Annotated in this window: 19 protein-coding genes; 10 read left to right on the plus strand and 9 right to left on the minus strand. The window is 57.7% G+C overall.

Features of this window, described 5'->3' with window-relative positions:
• Positions 1-48: 48 nt before the first annotated feature.
• On the plus strand, positions 49-1,932 hold the full coding sequence (locus tag Pan181_RS07590; RefSeq protein ID WP_145246259.1) for an ABC transporter permease subunit: 1,884 nt from the start codon (positions 49-51) through the stop codon (positions 1,930-1,932).
• Between the two features lie 18 nt (positions 1,933-1,950).
• Here Pan181_RS07590 and Pan181_RS07595 read toward each other — a convergent pair whose 3' ends face one another.
• Positions 1,951-2,313 (minus strand): helix-hairpin-helix domain-containing protein, encoded by a 363-nt coding sequence (locus Pan181_RS07595; protein WP_197529015.1) that lies wholly within the window; start codon positions 2,311-2,313, stop codon positions 1,951-1,953.
• A gap of 190 nt (positions 2,314-2,503) precedes the next feature.
• Here Pan181_RS07595 and nadC point away from each other — a divergent pair, with 190 nt between their 5' ends.
• The 3 genes from nadC (at position 2,504) to Pan181_RS07610 (ending at position 6,993) form a co-directional block, all read left to right on the plus strand.
• On the plus strand, positions 2,504-3,418 hold the full coding sequence (gene nadC, locus Pan181_RS07600; RefSeq protein WP_145246261.1) for a carboxylating nicotinate-nucleotide diphosphorylase: 915 nt from the start codon (positions 2,504-2,506) through the stop codon (positions 3,416-3,418).
• Between the two features lie 1,008 nt (positions 3,419-4,426).
• Positions 4,427-5,182, plus strand: a complete 756-nt coding sequence (locus Pan181_RS07605; RefSeq protein ID WP_197529016.1) for a PEP-CTERM sorting domain-containing protein — start codon at positions 4,427-4,429, stop codon at positions 5,180-5,182.
• A 650-nt stretch (positions 5,183-5,832) separates the two neighbouring features.
• The gene (locus tag Pan181_RS07610; RefSeq protein ID WP_145246263.1) at positions 5,833-6,993 is read left to right on the plus strand and encodes a hypothetical protein; all 1,161 of its coding nucleotides are present in this window, start codon (positions 5,833-5,835) and stop codon (positions 6,991-6,993) included.
• 181 nt (positions 6,994-7,174) lie between these two features.
• Here Pan181_RS07610 and rpsU read toward each other — a convergent pair whose 3' ends face one another.
• The 3 genes from rpsU to Pan181_RS07625 form a co-directional block, all read right to left on the minus strand.
• Positions 7,175-7,372 carry a 30S ribosomal protein S21 gene (gene rpsU / locus Pan181_RS07615; RefSeq protein ID WP_145246264.1) on the minus strand — a complete coding sequence of 66 codons (198 nt, stop codon included), beginning with the start codon at positions 7,370-7,372 and terminating at the stop codon, positions 7,175-7,177.
• 263 nt (positions 7,373-7,635) lie between these two features.
• Positions 7,636-7,836 (minus strand): cold-shock protein, encoded by a 201-nt coding sequence (locus Pan181_RS07620; protein WP_145246265.1) that lies wholly within the window; start codon positions 7,834-7,836, stop codon positions 7,636-7,638.
• Between the two features lie 420 nt (positions 7,837-8,256).
• Positions 8,257-9,798, minus strand: coding sequence for a sulfatase family protein (locus Pan181_RS07625; protein ID WP_145246266.1), 1,542 nt, complete (start codon positions 9,796-9,798; stop codon positions 8,257-8,259).
• 139 nt (positions 9,799-9,937) lie between these two features.
• Here Pan181_RS07625 and Pan181_RS07630 point away from each other — a divergent pair, with 139 nt between their 5' ends.
• Entirely contained in the window at positions 9,938-10,192 is a 255-nt protein-coding gene (locus Pan181_RS07630; RefSeq protein ID WP_145246267.1) for a YecH family metal-binding protein, read from the plus strand.
• Positions 10,193-10,216: 24 nt separating this feature from the next.
• Here the strand turns inward: Pan181_RS07630 and Pan181_RS07635 are convergent, their stop codons facing one another.
• Positions 10,217-11,434: a lactate racemase domain-containing protein gene (locus Pan181_RS07635; protein ID WP_197529017.1), complete on the minus strand. Its 1,218-nt coding sequence runs from the start codon at positions 11,432-11,434 to the stop codon at positions 10,217-10,219.
• A gap of 479 nt (positions 11,435-11,913) precedes the next feature.
• Between Pan181_RS07635 and Pan181_RS07640 the strand changes: the two genes are divergently transcribed.
• Both Pan181_RS07640 and Pan181_RS07645 read left to right on the plus strand, forming a co-directional pair.
• Positions 11,914-12,870: a bestrophin family protein gene (locus tag Pan181_RS07640; protein ID WP_145246269.1), complete on the plus strand. Its 957-nt coding sequence runs from the start codon at positions 11,914-11,916 to the stop codon at positions 12,868-12,870.
• A 138-nt stretch (positions 12,871-13,008) separates the two neighbouring features.
• The gene (locus Pan181_RS07645) at positions 13,009-13,299 is read left to right on the plus strand and encodes a bS21 family ribosomal protein (protein WP_197529018.1); all 291 of its coding nucleotides are present in this window, start codon (positions 13,009-13,011) and stop codon (positions 13,297-13,299) included.
• On the opposite strand, the gene Pan181_RS07650 is transcribed toward Pan181_RS07645, so the two are convergent.
• The 3 genes from Pan181_RS07650 to guaA form a co-directional block, all read right to left on the minus strand.
• Complete coding sequence (locus tag Pan181_RS07650; RefSeq protein WP_145246271.1) at positions 13,296-14,327, minus strand: DUF3239 domain-containing protein; 1,032 nt, start codon at positions 14,325-14,327, stop codon at positions 13,296-13,298. The two genes, Pan181_RS07645 and Pan181_RS07650, sit on opposite strands and share 4 nt — an antisense overlap.
• Before the next feature lie 118 nt (positions 14,328-14,445).
• Entirely contained in the window at positions 14,446-14,640 is a 195-nt protein-coding gene (locus tag Pan181_RS07655) for a hypothetical protein (protein ID WP_145246272.1), read from the minus strand.
• A gap of 51 nt (positions 14,641-14,691) precedes the next feature.
• Complete coding sequence (guaA, locus tag Pan181_RS07660; RefSeq protein WP_145246273.1) at positions 14,692-16,242, minus strand: glutamine-hydrolyzing GMP synthase; 1,551 nt, start codon at positions 16,240-16,242, stop codon at positions 14,692-14,694.
• A 170-nt stretch (positions 16,243-16,412) separates the two neighbouring features.
• Between guaA and surE the strand changes: the two genes are divergently transcribed.
• The 3 genes from surE (at position 16,413) to Pan181_RS25955 (ending at position 18,254) form a co-directional block, all read left to right on the plus strand.
• A complete protein-coding gene (surE, locus tag Pan181_RS07665; protein WP_145252068.1) occupies positions 16,413-17,183 on the plus strand; it encodes a 5'/3'-nucleotidase SurE in 771 nt (256 codons plus the stop codon).
• On the plus strand, positions 17,165-17,629 hold the full coding sequence (locus tag Pan181_RS07670) for a hypothetical protein (RefSeq protein ID WP_145246274.1): 465 nt from the start codon (positions 17,165-17,167) through the stop codon (positions 17,627-17,629). The genes surE and Pan181_RS07670 overlap by 19 nt, the downstream gene beginning before the upstream one ends.
• A 142-nt stretch (positions 17,630-17,771) precedes the next feature.
• Positions 17,772-18,254: a hypothetical protein gene (locus Pan181_RS25955; protein WP_197529019.1), complete on the plus strand. Its 483-nt coding sequence runs from the start codon at positions 17,772-17,774 to the stop codon at positions 18,252-18,254.
• Between the two features lie 23 nt (positions 18,255-18,277).
• On the opposite strand, the gene Pan181_RS07680 is transcribed toward Pan181_RS25955, so the two are convergent.
• Positions 18,278-18,829 (minus strand): hypothetical protein, encoded by a 552-nt coding sequence (locus tag Pan181_RS07680; RefSeq protein ID WP_145246275.1) that lies wholly within the window; start codon positions 18,827-18,829, stop codon positions 18,278-18,280.
• Between the last annotated feature and the right edge of the window lie 210 nt (positions 18,830-19,039).

Consider the following 19,039-nt stretch of genomic DNA (forward strand, 5'->3'; position numbering starts at 1 on the left):
TCGCGCGAGATGTGGCTTCCCGCCTAAACTGGTGGTACACTGGCAGCCATGTTACTGGGACCCGTATTTCAGACCGAACTAGTTGCCAACGCCCGACGCCGGCGGTATTACTTGCTGCGTGTGTTGTTCGCCGGCATGCTCCTGTTTTCGCTCTGGATGTGCTACGAAGGGGTCGCCGGTTGGTATGGCAACGATCGCCTTTCGATTCGCGAAGCGGCCAATCTCGCTTCTGGGTTCTTCGTGACGTTTGCCTGGTTGTCGATGATTCTCACCCTGCTCGTCGCCCCGGCCGTAGCGGCAGGAGCCATTGCCACCGAGCGGGAGCGGCGGACCATCGAGTACCTGTTCGCCACCGATTTGTCGAACGCCGAGATCGTGTTGTCAAAGCTCTTCGGAAAGCTGCTGCTCGTCGGCAAACTGGTGATGGTCGCATTGCCAGTGCTTGCGATTTTCCGCTTGATGGGGGGCATCCCAGGCTCGTTGTTGCTTACTTACTTTGCCATGCTCGCGAGTACCGCCACGCTGGTGACCGTGGGGTCGATGTGTATCTCGGTGTGGTCTCCCCGCGCCCGCGATGCGTTGATTCGCGTCTATCTGGTTGAAGCATTGGTGTTTTTGCTTCCCTTTTTTCTAGGGTCGTGGATGATGGCCCTCGGTATGCAGGGCGGGGTGCTTGGCACCATCCTCACTTTGTTTGGCTACGTCGTGGATTGGTGCTTGGCGATCAATCCATTACCGGTGATGTTCAGTCAGATGATTGGTTCCGGTCTCGGCATGGGATACGGGGCGAGCGAAGTGTGGCAACTCGTTGGCTGGCAACTATTGCTTTCACTAGTACTCTGTTGCATCGCAGTAATCGCGGTTCGTCGGGTGCATCTGCGTTCGGTGAGCAGCGCCGGGGCGACGACCAGATCGTGGAAGTGGGAACTGCCACGCATTCGGTTGCCGCTCGGAGAGCATCCGATGCTCTGGAAGGAGTTATTCGCCCGCACCTCGGCGACAAAACTGGGGTTCCTCGGCCGAGTCTGCATGGGAATCATCATGCTCGGCACCCTGAGCATAGCGATCTATCAATACGCGGTAGCGGTCGGCGTGGTCCGTGGCGGCTGGGGAGGCTCACCCGGCAATCAATACATCGCCGTTAGCATGTCGATCTCCACGCTGATCGGAGTCGGTGGGGTAATCCTCATGGGCCTGCGGGCTGCGAGTTTGATTACTAACGAGAAAGAGCACGATTCCTGGCTATCGTTGATCTCCACGCCGCTCACCGGTAGCGACATCATTTTGGCCAAGGCGTTAGGCAATTTCTACGCGTTCCGCTGGCTGGCAGCGCCGCTCGCGCTGGTCTGGTTCCTGCAATTGACGCTCTCGCCAGAGTTCATGCTCGCAATCCCGTTTCATGTGCTGGCCGTGCTGACAACCGGGCTATTCGCGACCTCGGTTGGTTTGGCCTACTCGCTAAAGTTCAAAGGCTCACTTCGATCGATCGGGGCAACTATCGGTACGCTGTTCTTCTTCGGCGGTGGTTACATGATGTGTTGCTGCATGCCGCTACTCGTTACTGGCGGCGACGATGAGATCATGAAACTTGCCCTCGTGCTGTTCGTACCCTTCCTGCACTTTGCCCCCGGCATGATCATGATCGAGGGAGTCCACGGCGAAGAGTGGGTGGTGGTCGATATGATTCTAGGTCTGATGATCTACGCGGCCGCGGGAATCATGATTCTTGCAACCCTGGTCTCGCGTTTCGACGAGCTCGTGGGGCGCACCTTCCGTCCTGAATACGCGGCCCCGTTGCGCCCGCAGGCTCCTGGCGAGGGGATGCCAAGTAATATGCCTCCGCTGCCGCCACGCACTTCAAAGGTATTGCCTTTGCTGGACCCTCCGCAGGAGCCAGCGCCGGATACTCCACAAGACGATACGACTCACTAGCAAAGCCAAGCTTTTGGGCTAATTGCCCGCCACCGCGGTATCGTCGGGCAGTGGCAATAAATGCGGAGCCATTCGCAGTAGCTTGATTTGGCCGATACCACGAACTTTGAGTAGATCCTGCTGGGTGCGATACGGCCCTTCGGTCTCGCGAGTCTCGACAATGCGCCGAGCGAGGATCTCCCCCACTTCAGGCAACTGAGCCAACTCGGGCCAGGTGGCCGTGTTTAGATCGACCATAAATTCGTAGGGCACCGGCTCTGCCTGGTCGATTTCGATCAACCGCCCCGACTGACCCCCGGCCACGACCCACCATACCAGCCCAATAGCCAAGCCCACCGCCGCCAGACTGGCAACCGTCGACTGCTGTCGGGCATCGAGCATCGGCTTGGGCATTTCGGCGGACGACCGGTGGGGAGAGGGCAGGGGGCAGGCTCCATTAAAGCAGCCCACAGCAGCCGAATCCAGCTTTGCACCCGGCAATTTCGCCGCTCTGCCGCCCCTTCGTCACTCGACCTCTGAAACTCTACAATAGAGGCTTCGGCAATTCGATTTATCTGGCGGAGGCTTCGCAATGAACGGACAATTTCAGCAACTCGATTGGGGCAGCGAGGTCGCCGAATCGGCTACAGAACTCATTCGCCTGGCGGTTGCCGAAGATCTGGGGGGCCAGCGCGACTGGACCACCGCCATGCTGGTGCCCGACGGGGCGCCAGGCTCCGTCGACGTCGTAGCTCGCCAGGATGGGGTGGTGGCCGGACTCAAGGTCGTGGAGCTGTTGATCGAGCAGCTTGCCAGCGACGTGCGGTTGACGCTCTCGAGCCAGGATGGCGACCAAGTCGCTCCCGGGCGGGTGCTCGCCAACCTGACGGGTTCGGCGGCCGACATCCTGACCGCCGAGCGGGTGCTGCTGAACTTTTTAGGACGACTCTCCGGAGTCGCCACACTCACGCGGACCTATGTCGACGCAGTGGTCGGCGCCAAAGCCGAGGTGTACGACACTCGCAAGACGACACCAGGCTGGCGATTACTGGAAAAGTACGCGGTTCGGTGCGGCGGCGGGCAGAACCATCGACTCGGTTTGAATCGGGCGGTGATGATTAAAGACAATCACGTGGCCCTCGCCAGCCAGCAGGGACTTACCCTGGCGGAAGCCACCGAAAAGGTGCGGAGCCGACTGGCCGATCAGCAAATTGCGGTCGAGGCCATTGAGGTTGAGGTCGATACCCTCGAGCAATTCGCCCAGGTGCTGCCAACCCAACCCGACATTGTGCTGCTCGACAACATGACAAATGACCACCTGCGGGCGGCCGTGGAGCTTCGCGATGCATCTGCTCCCCAAATGTTGCTCGAAGCCTCTGGCGGCGTATCGCTCGCTACGATCGGAGCAATCGCAAAAACCGGCGTCGATCGCATCAGCGTGGGGGCTCTGACCCACTCGGCACCCTGTTTGGATATCGGCCTCGATTGGCACGATTCCGGGCGGTAGGCCAGGGGTTCTACAGCTTCGCGGCCAGCGCGATGGCTTCCTCCGCCAAAGGCTTGGCAATGCTTGCGATCCCAATTTCTGGCGGGTCGGCGGCTGCGCTTCTGTGCATCCTGGAAATCCCCATATTTGACATCCACGAGCAACATCCTAGCTTTGGAAAGTAGGCTCTCCGGGGAGGAGGCTCACGGACGTGGCGGGCTTTGGCGAGGCTCCAGAGGGGACCCCGCCACGTCTATTTTTGGGCTTTTGAAAACTGAGAAAAACCGCAACAACTTGTTGACATGGGACTTCAAACTACTTAGTCTGTCATTATGGCTTAGGAGTATTTTCCTGAGCAGGTCATTTATTTTCTTCATGCTACCGGGAGCTGTGCTCATGAATGTCGACAAAGCGGCGTGTAAGTGGCGTTGCCACTTCGCTCGCTTGGCATTCACTATCCACGGCTTCCAGACCTCTTTGTAGCTCCTCAATCCAATTGCGTGGTGGAGTGTTGCTCCTCAGATACTCTGGTGGCGATGGTTTGCCTGTTGGTCCTCGGGCTAGCAAACATCCTTTCGCGTTTTCCGTGGAGTGATCCGTTTTCTATTGGTTGGTAATTGCTGTAAGACGCCTGATTTCAAGGTGCAATTCCGGCGGACCTACCAGGTAGAACGGTCGTGGTGCCCGGCGTGCCGTGGTGCGTAGCGTTGCGCGCTGCAGGTTCCTGTAGGGAGCCTTGCAGTATCACATGCCGCTTTCTGAAGTGCTGCCAGCAAGCAAACGCTTGCTTCCTAGTTCACCTGCAACAACGTGATGTCTGGCAGCCGTATTGGACCCCAAAGCCCACACCTCTCTTGGGATGTGTGTGCGAGTTGCTACATGAGTTTTACCCAAAGAGCACGCACCCAAGGTTTTTCGTGATGGGATGCTGCACGAATATCCATTTTGAGGGAAATACAGATGATTCTTAACAACTTTGCCATACGTACTTGGCGTTCCCTTGTGAACCTAAGTTTTATTGCACTCGTCATGCTTTGCATTTCGTCGTCGGCTCGGGCCGAGTTGGACGAAGTAGGTTTCCAGATCAAGATCTCTGAAAAAGAGATGATTCTGGAGCACCCCGATGATCCTGATTACAAAATGTACGCCATGTGGGATACGGCCTATCAGCGTATCCAGAACCGCAACATGCCTTGGATCGAAGTCGAGAATCTCGAAGAGTCGACCGGCAATCTGACCGAGTTCAGCATCACGATTGGCGACACCGACTACAACTTTGGTGATACCAACTACGGCACCTACGCGCTATTGAGTGATTCAACTCCTGGTATTTCGATTTCATCGACTTCCACCGGCGACGAACTCGTGGTGTCTATCGGTAACGGCGGTCTAGCCCCTGGCGAGATTGTTCGTTTCGGTATCGATATCGATCCCGACGCAGGAGTCGACGGATTGTTCCCCTATCCTGACTTCCGTCTGGTATTGTTCGACATGAACGGTAGCGATGCGAGCGACAATGCCATTGCTTCGGCGCTGTTCGTCGATACCAATGACCAATCGATCACTAAAACCGCTGCTGCCCAACTCGAAGACTACGAGGTATCCGGCAACCAGTCGTTGTACTACAACCAGATCCTTCGTCCGTACGGCGTGATGGAAGGCATCGATACCTTTGTAGCCGGTACCCTTACCGATCCCACTCAGGTGCCTGAGCCTTCGTCCGTGGTGCTAGTTGGCCTGGCACTCGTCGGCTCGACCATCTGGTATCGTCGGAAAACTGCTTAACCGCGGTTAGGCGATTTATCCTACGAACGAGTTCCTCCCTCGTGGGGGAGGAGGTGATCTTTCCGTTCACTCGGGAAGAGCATTGAGAGGTTTTTGCCATGCTAGCTCAAAGAGGTCACGTGCAATCGGTGGCTGGGTGCGAGCGTGAACGTCAGTGCGTGCCCACTTGCACCGATATGGTGGCCGAGCGGCATCGTACTCGCAAGAGTAGCGAGTCGAGTCGCCGACGGTGCCGAGCGATTCCCAGTCGCCGGCGGTGCCGCCCACCCTCTAGGCCGCCCCGCCGTTAGGCGAAAAGGTTGTCGTCGAAATTTGTTTAAGGCGGTGTTGTGGTTTTCCCTCGACCACAGCACCGTCTTTTTGTGTGCGCAGATGGTCAACTTGGCGGGATGCGGGTTGCGGTGAGTTTACGGACTTTGCCCATTTATCCAGTTGTAAGGAGAAACACCAAAGTTGCGGTTCTAGCGATACCGATTACTTTCCATGTTCCGAAAGCATACGGGACAGGGGAGGATATACCGACGCAGTGCTGCCCGTTAAGCCTGTGGTTGGTCCCGCTCTCCATTTAGACCTAACTGCAAGGCTTGGTACGGATGTCTCAAAGGGGGGGCAGCGTAGCCGGCATGCTACTGATTCTGGGGGGAATCTAGATGAAATATGTATTTGCATGCGCTACCGTAGCGCTCAGCATGGCCATGGCCTCGCTGGCATGTGCCCAAGAAGAAACTCAGGCGGGTTTCAGCACCGATCAATCAGGCGAGGGAGTCGTGTGGTCGGATACGCTGGCTCAGCTCGATACCGGCGTACAGATGGCAAGTTGCGATACTTGCGGGCCAGGCGTGGCCGATCTTGCCCTGCTGCCGACTGGCCGGGGAAACCGTTTGTTTGTCGGTGGCGAGGCCCTGTGGGTGCGTGCCAATCCGAGCGAAGCGGTGGCTTACCTCGAGCGGGACATTCCGAACCTGACCGATACGTTCCACGAGCTCGATTTCGACTACAGTAGCTCGTTCCGCGTCTACGGCGGCATTCGCAACTGCTGTGGCGAAGAAGTACGCTTTACCTACACTCGCTTCGATACGGATAGCGGATTCGAAAGCCCCGCTTTTTCGTCGACCAATCAGATCATCTCGCCGCTTGAGCAGACTCCGTTACTCGATGGCTCTCGTGTTGTCGGTACCGCTGATATAGCCCTCAACTCGTTCGACATCGGCTGGTCGAAGACCATCCCGTTGGGCTCGCCTTTGGGCTGCTGTGATACCGGTTGTGGCGACTGCTGCGACACTTGTTGTGATGGCTGGTGTCCTGCTTGGGATATCACCTTCACTGGTGCGTTCCGTGCGGTCGATTTCGATACCACTCGCATCTACAGCACGATCGATGGTTCGGACGAACTGCTGGAGCGGGGAACTTCGGTTTCTGACTTCCAGGGTGCTGGTGGTCGCGTAGGGCTGCTGGGGCGTCGTTACCTGGGTCGTCAAGGTATCTGCAGCCTGTACATGAAGGGCGATATCTCCCTGCTCGTCGGCGACTACAGCACTACTCAGTCGTCGGTCGACTACTCCGGCTCCGCGCCGGTAGGAGCTGGTACGCAGACCATTAGCGGTCGTCGTCTCATTCCGGTTACCGAAATCGAAATGGGTGGTACCGTATTCGTGACCTGCAACACTAGCATTAGCGGTGGTTACTTCTTCTCTGCATGGCACGACCTTGGCTTCCGCGACGAGTACGACTTCCAACTGCAGACCAGCTACGACGACGCCAACATCATGGGCTTCGACGGGTTCTTCCTGCGGGCTGAGACCGCCTTCTAGGCTCTGCCTGGAAGCGGAACTTGCTGACTCAATAAAAAGACAGCCGACCCAAATGGGTCGGCTGTCTTTTTTTAATTTCGTTCTTCAGTCGCTCACGCGGCACGCTAACAGCTAAACTGATGGGTACGCGTGGCGAACCTGGTATCGACTCGCCGAAAGCCGGCGGAGTGCAGCAGCTGGATTAGGCGCGGCCGAGCATGCGCTCGCGGCGATTACGGCGCTCGGCGCGGATCTTCGCGCGGCGCTTCGTTTCGCTGGGCTTCTCGTAGAACTCGCGAACACGGATTTCCTTTTTGATGCCAGAGCGTTCCACCAGTTTACGGAACCGACGGACTGCCTCTTGGGCCGTTTCACGTTCGCGAAGCGTTAACTTTACCACGGGTAATCTCAACTCCTGAGGAATGGAAAGGTTCGGTGCGGTCCTCACTAGAGGAACAAGTCACGTAATATAGCCTAACACACGGGTCCCCGTCCAGGCGTGGTCGGCAGGGGTAAACGTGGCAAATTCGACCGGTTTGTCCGGTTTTGGCGACTGCTGGCCGGGTGGGGGCGTCGCGGGCCCCCGCGTGGGGAAACAAAAAACTCGCTCAACCGGGCGGGCCGGTCGAGCGAGCCTTTGAATCCGAAGATCCTGTTTACTGCTTACGAGACGATTTTCACGTTCTCGGCACGAGGACCCTTAGGGCCTTGGCCCTCGGTGTACTCGACCTGCTGTCCTTCACGGAGATTGTCGAAGCGAATCTCCCCCTCGACGGCGGAGCTGTGGAAAAAGATATCCCCCCGCTCTCCCTCGATGAATCCAAATCCCTTGTCCGTCAGCTTCTTAATCGTACCTTGCGACACTGCATAACACTCCTGGTACGTAGCAACAAATGAAAACACGACCCACAGGCCGTACCATCTACCAGTGGGTTGAGCAACTAGCGGATTTACGGAAACGTGATCCCCCATCGGTGTCTGAGCTTCCAGAGCTGGTTAACCCAAGAAAGAGGAGAGGGCCTGCTGCAGGAAACTAAGGCAATTTGGAAGTTCTGAGAACGTGGAGCCAAGCCAGCGATCGCATCGCTTCAGGAACACCATTGCCACCGTAATTCCACCGAGCATCGTAACGCCGGGTTTTGGGCCAGTCAAGTTTTTGCAAGTCCCTTTGTCGGTATTTTGCCTTAACGAAACTCAGTCTCAGTTTTCCCTCTCAAAATGGGATTTCCAAAGCATTCTAAAGGTGCCATTGGTTGCAAAACCCAACATTATTAGGCACCTCTTTTAACCTCCCGCCTGATTGGCATCGTCCAGTCGCGGGGCGCTGTGGCCGGCTTCGCGAATCTGTTGAAGTTGCGCTGCCATGCGTTGGGCAATGTCTTCATGGGAATCGACGACGTTATGTCGTTGACCCAGGTCGGTCGAGAGATCGAACAACTGTTGAGGGTGATCGTCGGATGGGTAGTCGTGTCGAGCTTCCCATGCTTTGTTTGCAGGGCGATGATAGCCGTTGGGGGCGTTGATCCATAACCACTTTCCATCGCGTAGTGCGTAGCGATCGCGATACGTATTATGCACGAGTGTCGTTCGAACAGGCGAACCACCTTCAAGCATGCTGAGCTGGCTATAAGAGTCTTCGGCCGCGCCGTCGGGCAGGTCGAAGCCAACCACTTCGGCCAGCGTGGCCATCACGTCGATTTGCGAGATCAGCGCTTCGTTGGTAGTGTCGGCCGGTACTCTGCCAGGCCAGCGAACGATGAACGGCACGTGATGCCCCCCTTCGTAGATGTCGCGTTTAATGCCCCGCAGGGGATTGTTCGAACGATGGCCAAAGCGTTCTTCGCGAGCGTAGCAATAGATCTCGGGGCCATTGTCGGAGGTGAACACCACGATGGTGTTCTCAGCCAGCCCAATCTTATCGAGCGTCTTGAGCAGTTCGCCACACGACCAGTCACTCTGTACCACGTAGTCGCCATAGGCTCCGGCCTGCGAGGCGTTGTCGAACTTATCGATCGGAATGATCGGCGCGTGTGGCGATGGCAACGCGAAGTACAGGAAGAACGGCTTCGTCTGATCCTTGCGCGATGCCAGCCAACTCACGGCCTTGTTGGTGAGCGTCGGCAAGTCGTCGTAAAAGTCCCAATCGCTCCGCGCTGGGCCGGGGCGGGCTTCCCAGTTGCCTTCCTTGGTCTTCGCGGTGATCTCTAAGTTGGCATCTGGCGGCGAGATCAACCGATCGTTCTCAATCCACGCGTACGGCGGGAAGTTAATCACCGTGTCGCCGAAGTAGTAGTCGAACCCGTGCGCGAGCGGACCATCTGGCACCGGCTTCGACCAGTCGAACGCATCGTATCCCCAGTACTTTTGTTTGCCACCAGCGGCCGTGGTTTTCTTGGCGTTGGGGTGACGAATCGCATTCCAGTCCCAACCGAGATGCCACTTGCCGACGCACGCGGTGTCGTATCCCTTTTGCTGAAGCATCTCAGGAAGCGTCAATCGCTCGGCATCAAACCGCGAGGCTCCGAGCGCGCCGACGATGTCGTGAAACTTGCGCCAGTGGTACCGCCCCGTGAGCAGTGCGTAACGACTGGGAGTGCAGATGCCAGAAGACGAATGCCCATCGACGAACCGCATGCCTTCGCGGGCCAGGCGGTCGATGTTAGGAGTGGTGATTTTTGATTCGGGGTTATAGCAACTCGCGTCGCCGAAGCCCATGTCGTCGGCGTACAGGATCAGCACGTTCGGCAGCGAGGCCGCTTCGTCGGCTGCTGCGAGCGGGCAGGTCGAGACCATAGAGAAGAGGGCCAGCAGGGGGAGAAATCGCATGTTCATGACAACCGGCTCGGGAGGAGGGAAAAGCGGTGAGGGCGGTGCGATGGCCTTGCGTTCGCTGGCCAACACGATCATCTTAAAGGTTCTCGGCAGGTAAATCTCGACTTTTCTCGAATTAGGGAGTTTCTCAGGTATGGAATCCAGCACCACCGACATCCATGGGCATGAAGTGATGCGGATGATGGTTGAATCGGGCGAGCAGTACGATCGCGAGTCGCTCGAGGCTGCGATTCACAACCGCTTTGGCACTGAGGCGCGATTCTGCACCTGCAGCGCGAGTGGCATGAATGCCAGCCAGCTGATCGACTTCCTCGCCGATCGTGGCAAGTTCGTACCGACCAGCGAAGGCTTCTCGACCGAAGCAGGCAAGATTTGTGATCATGAGTAGGGGGCTCCTGGCTAGTTAGCAGAGTTAAAACGCCAGCTTCATCCGCCCGTCGACAAACTCTACTTCCACCGGCTCGTCGGCGACCGTGCATTGGGGATTCGATTTCAACTCGTCGACCAGCCCTTCGCTGGCGTACATCGAGTCGAGGTGCAACGTGTTGGGTACCACCAACCAGCGGTCGGTGCCGCTGCGATCGCCGCACCAGTTAAACGCATCGACATCGTCCTTCACGATGTGATTCATGCGAATGCGATCCATGTCGCCGGTGGTCTCGGCATTGATGCGAGTCTTCTCGAAGTCGATCGCGTCGTACAAGCGTTGCGTAATGCAATCGCCGAGACCGAAGCCGAGTGCGTTGCCTTGCGAAGCGGTGGTGAGTTCCAAGGCGGCGATGCTGCCGATCCTCGGCGAAGGAAAATCGGGCACTCCGGCCAAGCCGCGGCGGCCGATCACGTTAGGGTCCATGCCGAGGCCGCTGAAGGTCTTGCCGATCTGGTCGACGATCAGCACATCGAATTCCTCGGCCGGTAGCTTGGGGAAGTAATCGTTCGTGTAGTGGTCGAGCAGTTTAGGTTCTTCGCTCGCGAATTGCTCGGGGGCCAGCGCGTGAAGTTCGGCCGTTTGGTCGTAACCATCTTCGATAATGCCCAGGCCAGCGAAGATTTTGCCGGTGCCGATGATCGCTTCGCCGAGGGCGATGATCGCGTCGGCTTTCTTCAAGCAGGGAACCTGATGGAAGGTGCGGGCGCCGTTGATCTTGCCCATGCCGATGGTCATCATCTTCATCAGCCCACTTTGAATCGGGCCCACGAAGCAGGTGTGGGGTTTGATGCGATTGAGCACCAGCACCCCATCCGATTCATGGCAGAACTTGTCCATGGTGATCGGGCCGGTGAAGGTCTCGCCGATCTCGACGACATCCATCGACGCCCGAATTGGCATGTCCATCGCTTCTTCGGTGATGCCGAGCGACTCGATCATCGCCCGCTGACCATGGGCGGTCGCCCCGTTGTGCGACCCCATGGCCGGCACGATGAACGGCTTCGCCCCACGACTCTTGAGCCAGTCGCCAGCCGCGCGGGTGATTGCGGCGATATTCGAAATGCCGCGACTGCCAGCGGTGATGGCAATCTCGCCGGCGGGCACTGGGTGGGCGAGCTTGTCGAGCGCTGCATGCACGGCAGCCGGAATGTCGGCAATCGGGTGGTTGGCGAGTTGTTGTTGAACGTGGTGCAGTTTCATGAATCGGAGGTCCCAAGGATTGGATTCAAAAGCCCCCATTTCGCGGAAATCGATCCGTGGGGGCAATTCTTACGGCGAGCGTTCCCTTCGTAAGTTGTTGGAACACCAGCAGTAACGGGATGAGTCATCGACGTAAGTGAGTTATTTTGCCCCCGGGGTGGGGGCATTAAACAAAGCGTGGCGTGCACCGGACGAAGCACTCTGCCAACGGTTAAACATGTATTAGAGCAGGTCGACGGCGCGTTTCAACAACTGTTTTAAGCCACTTCGAGCCGCATGGGGGAAACCGGTGGGGCGACTGCACGTGCCATTTCTTGCACGTCCCGCTACACTGTTAATCCCCGTCTGTTCGTCCCCTCTCGTTTCTCACCCTTACGATCCACCGCAACGGTTCCGGCAGCAGGCGACTCATCGAAGTAGCGGCCGGAGCACCGCAGTTCGCAAGAATTCCCAAGCCCTCCGGTTGGTGACAGCACTACATGATCATTGCCAGAAGAATTCAGTGGAGCCACATCATCTTCTATACGTGGAAGAGCATGGCTTACTTTCTGACGCTCTCTCTCATCGTGTACGTGTTGCATCACGAATTCGATTTGACCTGGGTGGCCATTCCCTTTAATGCGGTTGCCACGCTCAGTACCGCACTGGCGATCTTCTTGGGGTTTAAGAACAACAGTGCGTACGACCGCTGGTGGGAAGCCCGAAAAATCTGGGGCAAGCTGGTGAACTACAGTCGGGCGTGGGGGCGTGAGGTGCTGAACCTGGCCATCGACGACAATCAGCCGGGCAGCGAGGAGCTGAAGCAATGGCAGCATCGCATGATCTATCGGCACATTGCCTTTGTGCATGCGCTGCGTGTGTTCCTGCGTCAGCGGCATGCTTACAACGAGATCGAAAACGAACTACTCGAAACGCACAACCAGTATCACGACATCGAGCCGTTCTTGGCGAATAACGACCTTGAAATGGTACTCAGCAAACGCAATCCACCGAACTACTTATTGATGGAACAAGGCGACGACCTGCTCCGTGCGTACCAGCGGGGGTGGCTCTCGGATTATCGCTATGTAAAGCTGCACGAGACGCTTACCGAGTTCAACAACCATCAAGGCATGTGCGAGCGGATTAAGAACACTCCGTTCCCGCGGCCCTACAGTTTCTTCTCGCGACTGTTCGTGTTCATCCATGGTACGCTGGTGCCATTTGCGTTTATCGAAGTACTGGGGCCGTTCAATATTCCGCTGGCCTTGGTGATTAACTTCGTGTTCATTACGCTCGATTACATTGGTGAACGTACCGAAGACCCCTTCGAAAACCGCCCGGGCGACACGCCGCTTACGAGCATCAGCCTGACGATCGAAGAGAACCTGAAAGAAATGATGGGCGATCCCAACCTGCCCACCAAGCCGGTGCCGATTCATGGCATCGTGTTCTAGCAAGGGATAAGCGAGCATCCCTATTGTGACTTGCAGCCGACGAGTGGAATCGACTAACTTGAAGGCAGTACTTTGTGAATGGTAGGTCGAAACCGACCTCTAGAACTTGGCTCAGCGTCGGCCACGAAGACGCCATCGATGCCCGGACGAATTGTCGTGCGTGAAGGGGAATTGTTACCCGACGCACTCCGCCGTTTCCGTAGAGTGGTTCATCGTTCGACTCGCAGGCAATGGTCCAAGACCAGGCCCGGTCACTACATGAAGCCGAGTGAATTGGCTCGCAACAAGCGGGCGCTGAGTCGCCGAAACGCCTGGCTCGCTGCTCATGGATACGATGGGTACAACACCGTGTACCTCACCATGCAGCATCTAATGGCTCGAGAGCCCCCTTTTAAGCGAGGGAGACGCAAGAAACCGCACGCAGGTTAGTAGTCGTTCTTGTTGTTGATCTTGCGACCAATCGCTTTGCCTGGGGCTTCCCACAAAGCGTACAGCCCAGGAGCGTAAGGACGCTCGATCAACTGCAGGGCTTCGTGTAGGAACGCGTATTGCTCCTCGGGAAAGCTGGCCGCCAGTCGTTCGAGCGTGGCCTGATCGCCGGTGGCGTACTCGGCCGGATCGGGATAGAAGTCGCTCCAATGCTCGGCATGCTTGTTGTGCGGGGCACCATAGTAAGCGATGGTGGGAACAACGCTGCCGATTTCGAGAGGCTTGCCGCACGACGACTTGAGTTTGATCGGTAGAATCTTGACCGCCAGGTACTCGCCGACTCCTTGCGAAAGGTCGGTCGGTACCGCAATGAGTGCTGGCTCAAGCGAAACCACGATGCCAGGATTCGCGTCGCCGCGGCGGAACTTATGCGACTTGTTCCAGGTGAAGTAAGCGAGCGTGCCGAGTATCGCGGGGCTGAATAGCCAGATCGGGGTGGCCCCTCCATCCTTGGTGGCCAAGGTGCCGGAGTGCCCGCTAAGAACGAGTCCCAGCCAGATCAACAGCACGAGCGCCGCGGATCCAACGCCAGCGATGAGTCCCAGTGGTTGGTACTTCCACCATTGCAACGGATTGAAGCGGATGAGTCCCGGGTTGCTGGCCACGGTCTCTTGGAACACGCCGGTAGAAGGCCGGGGAGCCTCGCGCTCGAGTTCTGATAGAAAGTCGTTATCGAACAGCGGACCTTCGTCTTCAGGTGGAGTCGCTTTGGGTTTCGGCGGTGCTGGCTTTGCAGCTGGCTTCGGAGGGGCTGGTTTCGCAGCTTTTGGTTTTGGTGTCGGTTTCGCCGCGGCGGGCGTTGGTTGCTTGTCCGGCGAAGCTGCTTCGGCCGCAGGTATCTGGAACGACTGCCCGCACTCTTTCGAGGCACACTTCACCTTTCGCCCTGCGTACTCGAGGGGGGCTTTGGCCTTGGCTCCACAGTGAGGACAAGTCACACGAATACGTTGCGGCGCGGGATCGGACATAAGCAATGCAGAAGGCGAGGCGTTGACAGTGTTGCAGGAAACCACAAGCTGCCGATTGTAGCAGCCAGACTGGCTTGCTGCAGAAAAAACCAAGCCTCGCTCCGCGCGCGGGGAGCGGTTACCGGTCGACGTCCGGTTTTTCGTTGCCGTTTTCGTCGTAGCGGTTAAACGCAAAGTAGACGAACATGCCAGGCAGCGCCGGCAGCATCACGAAATAGAACCAGGTGACCAGCACCCCCAGCACAATGACCAGCACGGCCAGAATGAGCCAAACCCACCAAGTGTCACGCCACAGCCCGACTAAAGGTCCCATGATCGTTGCGAATCAAATAAGGTTGTAGGTAAAGGGAGCCAACCTCGCGGGCTACTCCCATTCGATCGTTGCAGGAGGTTTGCTACTGATGTCGTAGACCACGCGATTGACGCCTTTGACTTCGTTGATGATCCGCGTGGCAATGCGACTTAGCAGTTCGTGCGGCAAATGGCTCCAGTCGGCGGTCATGAAGTCGTCGGTATTCACGCTGCGAACGCAGATGGCGTTGTCGTAGGTGCGACTATCGCCCATTACGCCGACGCTTTGCACCGGCAGCAACACCGCAAACGACTGACTGGTGGAGCGGTACAGACCTTCGGCTTTAATCTCGCCGACCACGATGGCGTCGGCCTCGCGGAGCATCGCCAGCTTGTCGCGCGTGACCTCGCCCAGGCAGCGAACCGCCAGGCCTGGGCCGGGGAACGGATGACGCCAGACAATCTCTTCGGGCAAGCCGAGTTGCAAACCGAGTTGGCGGACTTCGTCCTTAAAAAGGTCGCGAAGCGGCTCGATCAGGTCGAAGCCGAGTTCTTCGGGCAGGCCGCCGACGTTGTGGTGCAGCTTGATTGTATCCGCAGGACCATCGGCCGAGGCCCCGCTCTCGATCACGTCGGGATACAGGGTGCCTTGGGCCAGGTACTTGGCTCCAGTAATTTTGTCGGCTTCTTCCTTGAAGCAAGCGATGAACTCATGCCCGATCCGGCGACGCTTTTCTTGTGGGTCGACGATGCCAGCGAGTTTGTCGAGAAAGCGGTCTTCGGCCTCGACCACATGCAGGTCCGATTTGAAGTGGCCCGAAAACTCCTGAACCACCAACCGGGCTTCGTCTTTGCGGAGCAAGCCGTTGTCGACCAGGATGCAGGAGAGTTGCGACCCGATGGCCCGCGACAGCAATGCGGCAACCACCGACGAGTCGACCCCGCCCGAGAGTCCGCAGATCACGCGATTGTCGCCTACCTGCTCGCGAATGCGCTCGATGGTTTCGTCGGCAAAGTCGCCGAGACGCCAGGTGCCATCGCAGTCGCACACGTTGCGAACGAAGTTGGCCAGCAAGGTTTTGCCTTCGACCGTGTGGGTGACTTCGGGATGGAACTGCAGCCCGTACACCGGGCGGGTCTTGTGACGCACGGCCGCGTAGGGGCAGGTGCCCGTGCTGGCGAGCGGCACAAACGTCTCGTCGATGGCGGTAACCTGGTCGCCGTGGCTCATCCAGACTTCCGTCTTGGGGTGCACATCGGCAAACAGATCGCTGTGGTCGAGCACATCGACATGGGCGCGGCCATACTCGCGACTATTAACGCTCTTTACTTCGCCACCCAACGCCTGGCAGGCAAGCTGCATGCCGTAGCAGATACCGAGCACGGGGATGCCGAGTTCGAACAGCTCGGGATCGCACTTCGGGGCACCGTCGGCGTACACGCTGCTGGGACCGCCGGAGAGGATGATGCCTTTGGGGGCAAGCTCGCGGAGTCGGTCGGCAGTAATATCGTGGCGGACGATTTCGCAGTAGACGTGCTGCTCCCGTACCCGGCGGGCGATGAGCTGTGCAAGTTGCGACCCAAAATCGAGTACCAGAACACGCTGGTTAGCAAGGCTGGACATGCAGGGTAGGGGAGGGGGCTGGGAGGATGGGGAACCGGGAAAACCTATGATTGTAGCAAGTTTGCGTCGCCCGCCTATCCGCACCGTTGTCCGACCCCAAACCCGCGCGCTATAGTGAGGACTCGCTCCCCTACGCTTCACCGTACTCCGACGAAACTAGCTGCTGCACGATGCTTATATTGCTGACGAACGACGATGGTATTTATGCTCCCGGCCTGGCGGCGATGGAGCGGGAATTGCAGAAACTGGGCGACGTGGTAGTCGTGGCTCCGGCCACCGAACAGAGCGGCGTCGGGCACTCGATCACCTTTCTCACCCCTCTGATGGCCAAAGAAGCCTCGTTTGGCGACGATCGCCGCGGGTGGGCCGTTGAGGGAAGCCCGGCCGACTGCGTGAAGTTGGCAATCGCCAAGTTCTGCCCGCAGCAGCCCGATCTCGTGGTCAGCGGTATCAACGGCGGGCTGAACGTCGGCATTAACGTGCTGTATTCCGGCACCGTGGCGGCCGCCACCGAGGGGGCGCTGCACGGGATTCCCAGCATTGCAGTGTCGCTCGAGTACGACGACAACCCACGCTTCGACCGAGCCGCCGAGATGGGGGTGCAGGTCATCGAGCAATTGCTCGAAAAGCGTGCTTTCGACAAGCAAAAGCTGTATAGTTTCAATATGTCGACGGCAGCCTCGCTGCGGTCGGTGGACGATCCGCCCGAACTGCACGTGGTGCCGATGGGCGTGGCCCGCTGGCCGGCCGAGTTCGAGGAACGCCGCGATCCGAAAGGGCGGCGGTACTATTGGGCAACCGGAACTCCCCCCACCGGGTTTCCCCAAGAGACCGACCTCAACGCGATTCAACAGGGACACGTTACCCTCACCCCGCTGGAGTTCGATCGGACTCGGGCGGATTACCTCGCGGAGATGAAAACATGGGACATCAAAATCTGAGTCTGCTTGCCGCGTTCATGCTGCTGGTCGCTACTGGTTGCGACTCCGGTGTCGAGATGTCGATCGACCCGGTACCTCAGAATTCTCAGGCTGAGGTTACTGAACCGGTGGAAAATGAAGTTGTTAATAGACCAATCAAAGTATTAGCAAGTGAACCCATTGAAGGGGTCGAAGTCAAAGGTCTTCTAAGTGCCAAAGCGGGTGCCCATCGCCAAGTAGAAGCTTGGGCTGGGACCGAACGCTTCGGCCAAGCGATTAATCAGTTTTACGCCTCAAACGGTAGATATCCCAAGTCGCATGAGGAGTTTATGAAGAAAGCTTGGGAGCCACAGTTGATGGCCATGCCGAAAATTGAGGAAGGCTACGAGTTCCGCTACTTTGCCGATGATCACCAAGTCTACAAGGTACTCATTGGTCACGAGGATGAATGGGCCGACAGCGAGTAGTCTGGCCCCGTAGAATCGTCACAACCGGTGCCAGCTACGCAAGTAGCGGCCGAATTACTGGCTTTTGCTTGGGGCAAACGCGCGCGGTGATTAATCTGGAAGTAGGTTCTCGCCTTTTTACTTCCAGCTAGATGTGCTCCTCATGTTTGCTACTCGTCATGCTTTGTTGGTCGCTACCCTGTTTACTTCGGTTGCCGGTTGGTCGGTAGCCGCTCATGCGGAAGATTGCTGCGAACAGCCGACTTGGATGTTCCAACGCAGCACCTACTCGCACGCCCCCGAGTCCGGGGCCCGCGTCGCCCAGTACGAACGACATGCGTACGTCGAAGAGTTGCCAGACCCTCGCCTAGTCACCAGCGGCTATCGCACCACCCGCACCAGCTTGCGGGGCGTGAACGGTAGCGTTGACAATTACTACCAGGTGCAGAGCTGGGGCAATGGTCGCGGCGGGATCGATGCCGAATGGGAGCGGTTCCACGACGCCTGGAAAGAGTCGTACCTGTCGGGCGGATACTACAATGGCTCCGCGTACGGCGGCTATGGTGGATACGGCTACGGCGGATACGGTGGCTATCCAAATCGCAGCTACGGTTATGGTTACCGAGGTGGCTTCGGCCAACCTTAACAAGTCGAGTAGGGATCGACTCGCTAGTTGATTAGTTGATTAATCAATTGCTCGAAGTCGGGATCAGATACAACATTCTCGATCAACCAGCGATGCTCTCCGCGGACTAGGCTCACGGTAACCGAAGAACGCCCCGCCCCTGGCGTACCCGTCTTTTTGTATTTACCCGCAAAGTATCCTTCGAACCGCGCGGTCGCGTGCTTGGGATTCTTGGGGTCATCGAGTTCGATCTTGATATCGCTGATCACGTTCGCCTTTTCGACTTGGATGATCGGCATCAACTTGTCGACCATCTTCCGTGTCTCGGTCGCCGAGGCCGCAAGGTGGGCGCGAACGTCTTCGATGTCGTTATTCTCCGCCGCATCGCAGATGCTGGTCACTGCGACCTCCACCAGCTCACGCTCGGTGTAGACGATTTGCTCCATCACCAGCCCGCAGAGCGTCAGCACCGCGATAAGCACCGTTGCCAAGAAGGACCCCACGCTGCGGGTGGAGTAGTACATCACTCCACTAAAGGTGAGCAGCACCAGGCCAATCATTAAGAGCGGAATCGGATTTTCGAAGAGGTAGATCATGGCTATATCTTAGAGCGTTCGGAAGGAATTGGCGAGCCGACTCCCGGCTTTGAAGCTTAGTTTTGGGCGTGGGCCGGGAACTAGTTAGGGGACCCCCTTATTCGGGATAAGCGGCTCCTTAATTGCCGTCGAGGCGACTGCCGGGTGGTATATTGACGCTACCCGCAGCGGGCTGCGTCGGTACGATCGACCACTATGTTAGGAAAAGGT

The organism is Aeoliella mucimassa (assembly GCF_007748035.1).
GTDB classification, from domain to species: Bacteria; Planctomycetota; Planctomycetia; order Pirellulales; family Lacipirellulaceae; genus Aeoliella; species Aeoliella mucimassa.

Excerpts from the sequence above, each read along its gene's own strand:
- Pan181_RS07590 (WP_145246259.1), top strand. The coding sequence starts at position 49 with ATGTTACTGGGACCCGTATTTCAGACCGAACTAGTTGCCAACGCCCGA.
- Pan181_RS07595 (WP_197529015.1), bottom strand. The coding sequence starts at position 2,313 with ATGCTCGATGCCCGACAGCAGTCGACGGTTGCCAGTCTGGCGGCGGTG.
- nadC (WP_145246261.1), top strand. The coding sequence starts at position 2,504 with ATGAACGGACAATTTCAGCAACTCGATTGGGGCAGCGAGGTCGCCGAA.
- Pan181_RS07605 (WP_197529016.1), top strand. The coding sequence starts at position 4,427 with ATGCTTTGCATTTCGTCGTCGGCTCGGGCCGAGTTGGACGAAGTAGGT.
- Pan181_RS07610 (WP_145246263.1), top strand. The coding sequence starts at position 5,833 with ATGAAATATGTATTTGCATGCGCTACCGTAGCGCTCAGCATGGCCATG.
- Pan181_RS07625 (WP_145246266.1), bottom strand. The coding sequence starts at position 9,798 with ATGCGATTTCTCCCCCTGCTGGCCCTCTTCTCTATGGTCTCGACCTGC.
- Pan181_RS07630 (WP_145246267.1), top strand. The coding sequence starts at position 9,938 with ATGGAATCCAGCACCACCGACATCCATGGGCATGAAGTGATGCGGATG.
- Pan181_RS07635 (WP_197529017.1), bottom strand. The coding sequence starts at position 11,434 with ATGAAACTGCACCACGTTCAACAACAACTCGCCAACCACCCGATTGCC.
- Pan181_RS07640 (WP_145246269.1), top strand. The coding sequence starts at position 11,914 with ATGATCATTGCCAGAAGAATTCAGTGGAGCCACATCATCTTCTATACG.
- Pan181_RS07645 (WP_197529018.1), top strand. The coding sequence starts at position 13,009 with ATGCCCGGACGAATTGTCGTGCGTGAAGGGGAATTGTTACCCGACGCA.
- Pan181_RS07650 (WP_145246271.1), bottom strand. The coding sequence starts at position 14,327 with ATGTCCGATCCCGCGCCGCAACGTATTCGTGTGACTTGTCCTCACTGT.
- Pan181_RS07655 (WP_145246272.1), bottom strand. The coding sequence starts at position 14,640 with ATGGGACCTTTAGTCGGGCTGTGGCGTGACACTTGGTGGGTTTGGCTC.
- guaA (WP_145246273.1), bottom strand. The coding sequence starts at position 16,242 with ATGTCCAGCCTTGCTAACCAGCGTGTTCTGGTACTCGATTTTGGGTCG.
- surE (WP_145252068.1), top strand. The coding sequence starts at position 16,413 with ATGCTTATATTGCTGACGAACGACGATGGTATTTATGCTCCCGGCCTG.
- Pan181_RS07670 (WP_145246274.1), top strand. The coding sequence starts at position 17,165 with ATGGGACATCAAAATCTGAGTCTGCTTGCCGCGTTCATGCTGCTGGTC.
- Pan181_RS25955 (WP_197529019.1), top strand. The coding sequence starts at position 17,772 with ATGTTTGCTACTCGTCATGCTTTGTTGGTCGCTACCCTGTTTACTTCG.
- Pan181_RS07680 (WP_145246275.1), bottom strand. The coding sequence starts at position 18,829 with ATGATCTACCTCTTCGAAAATCCGATTCCGCTCTTAATGATTGGCCTG.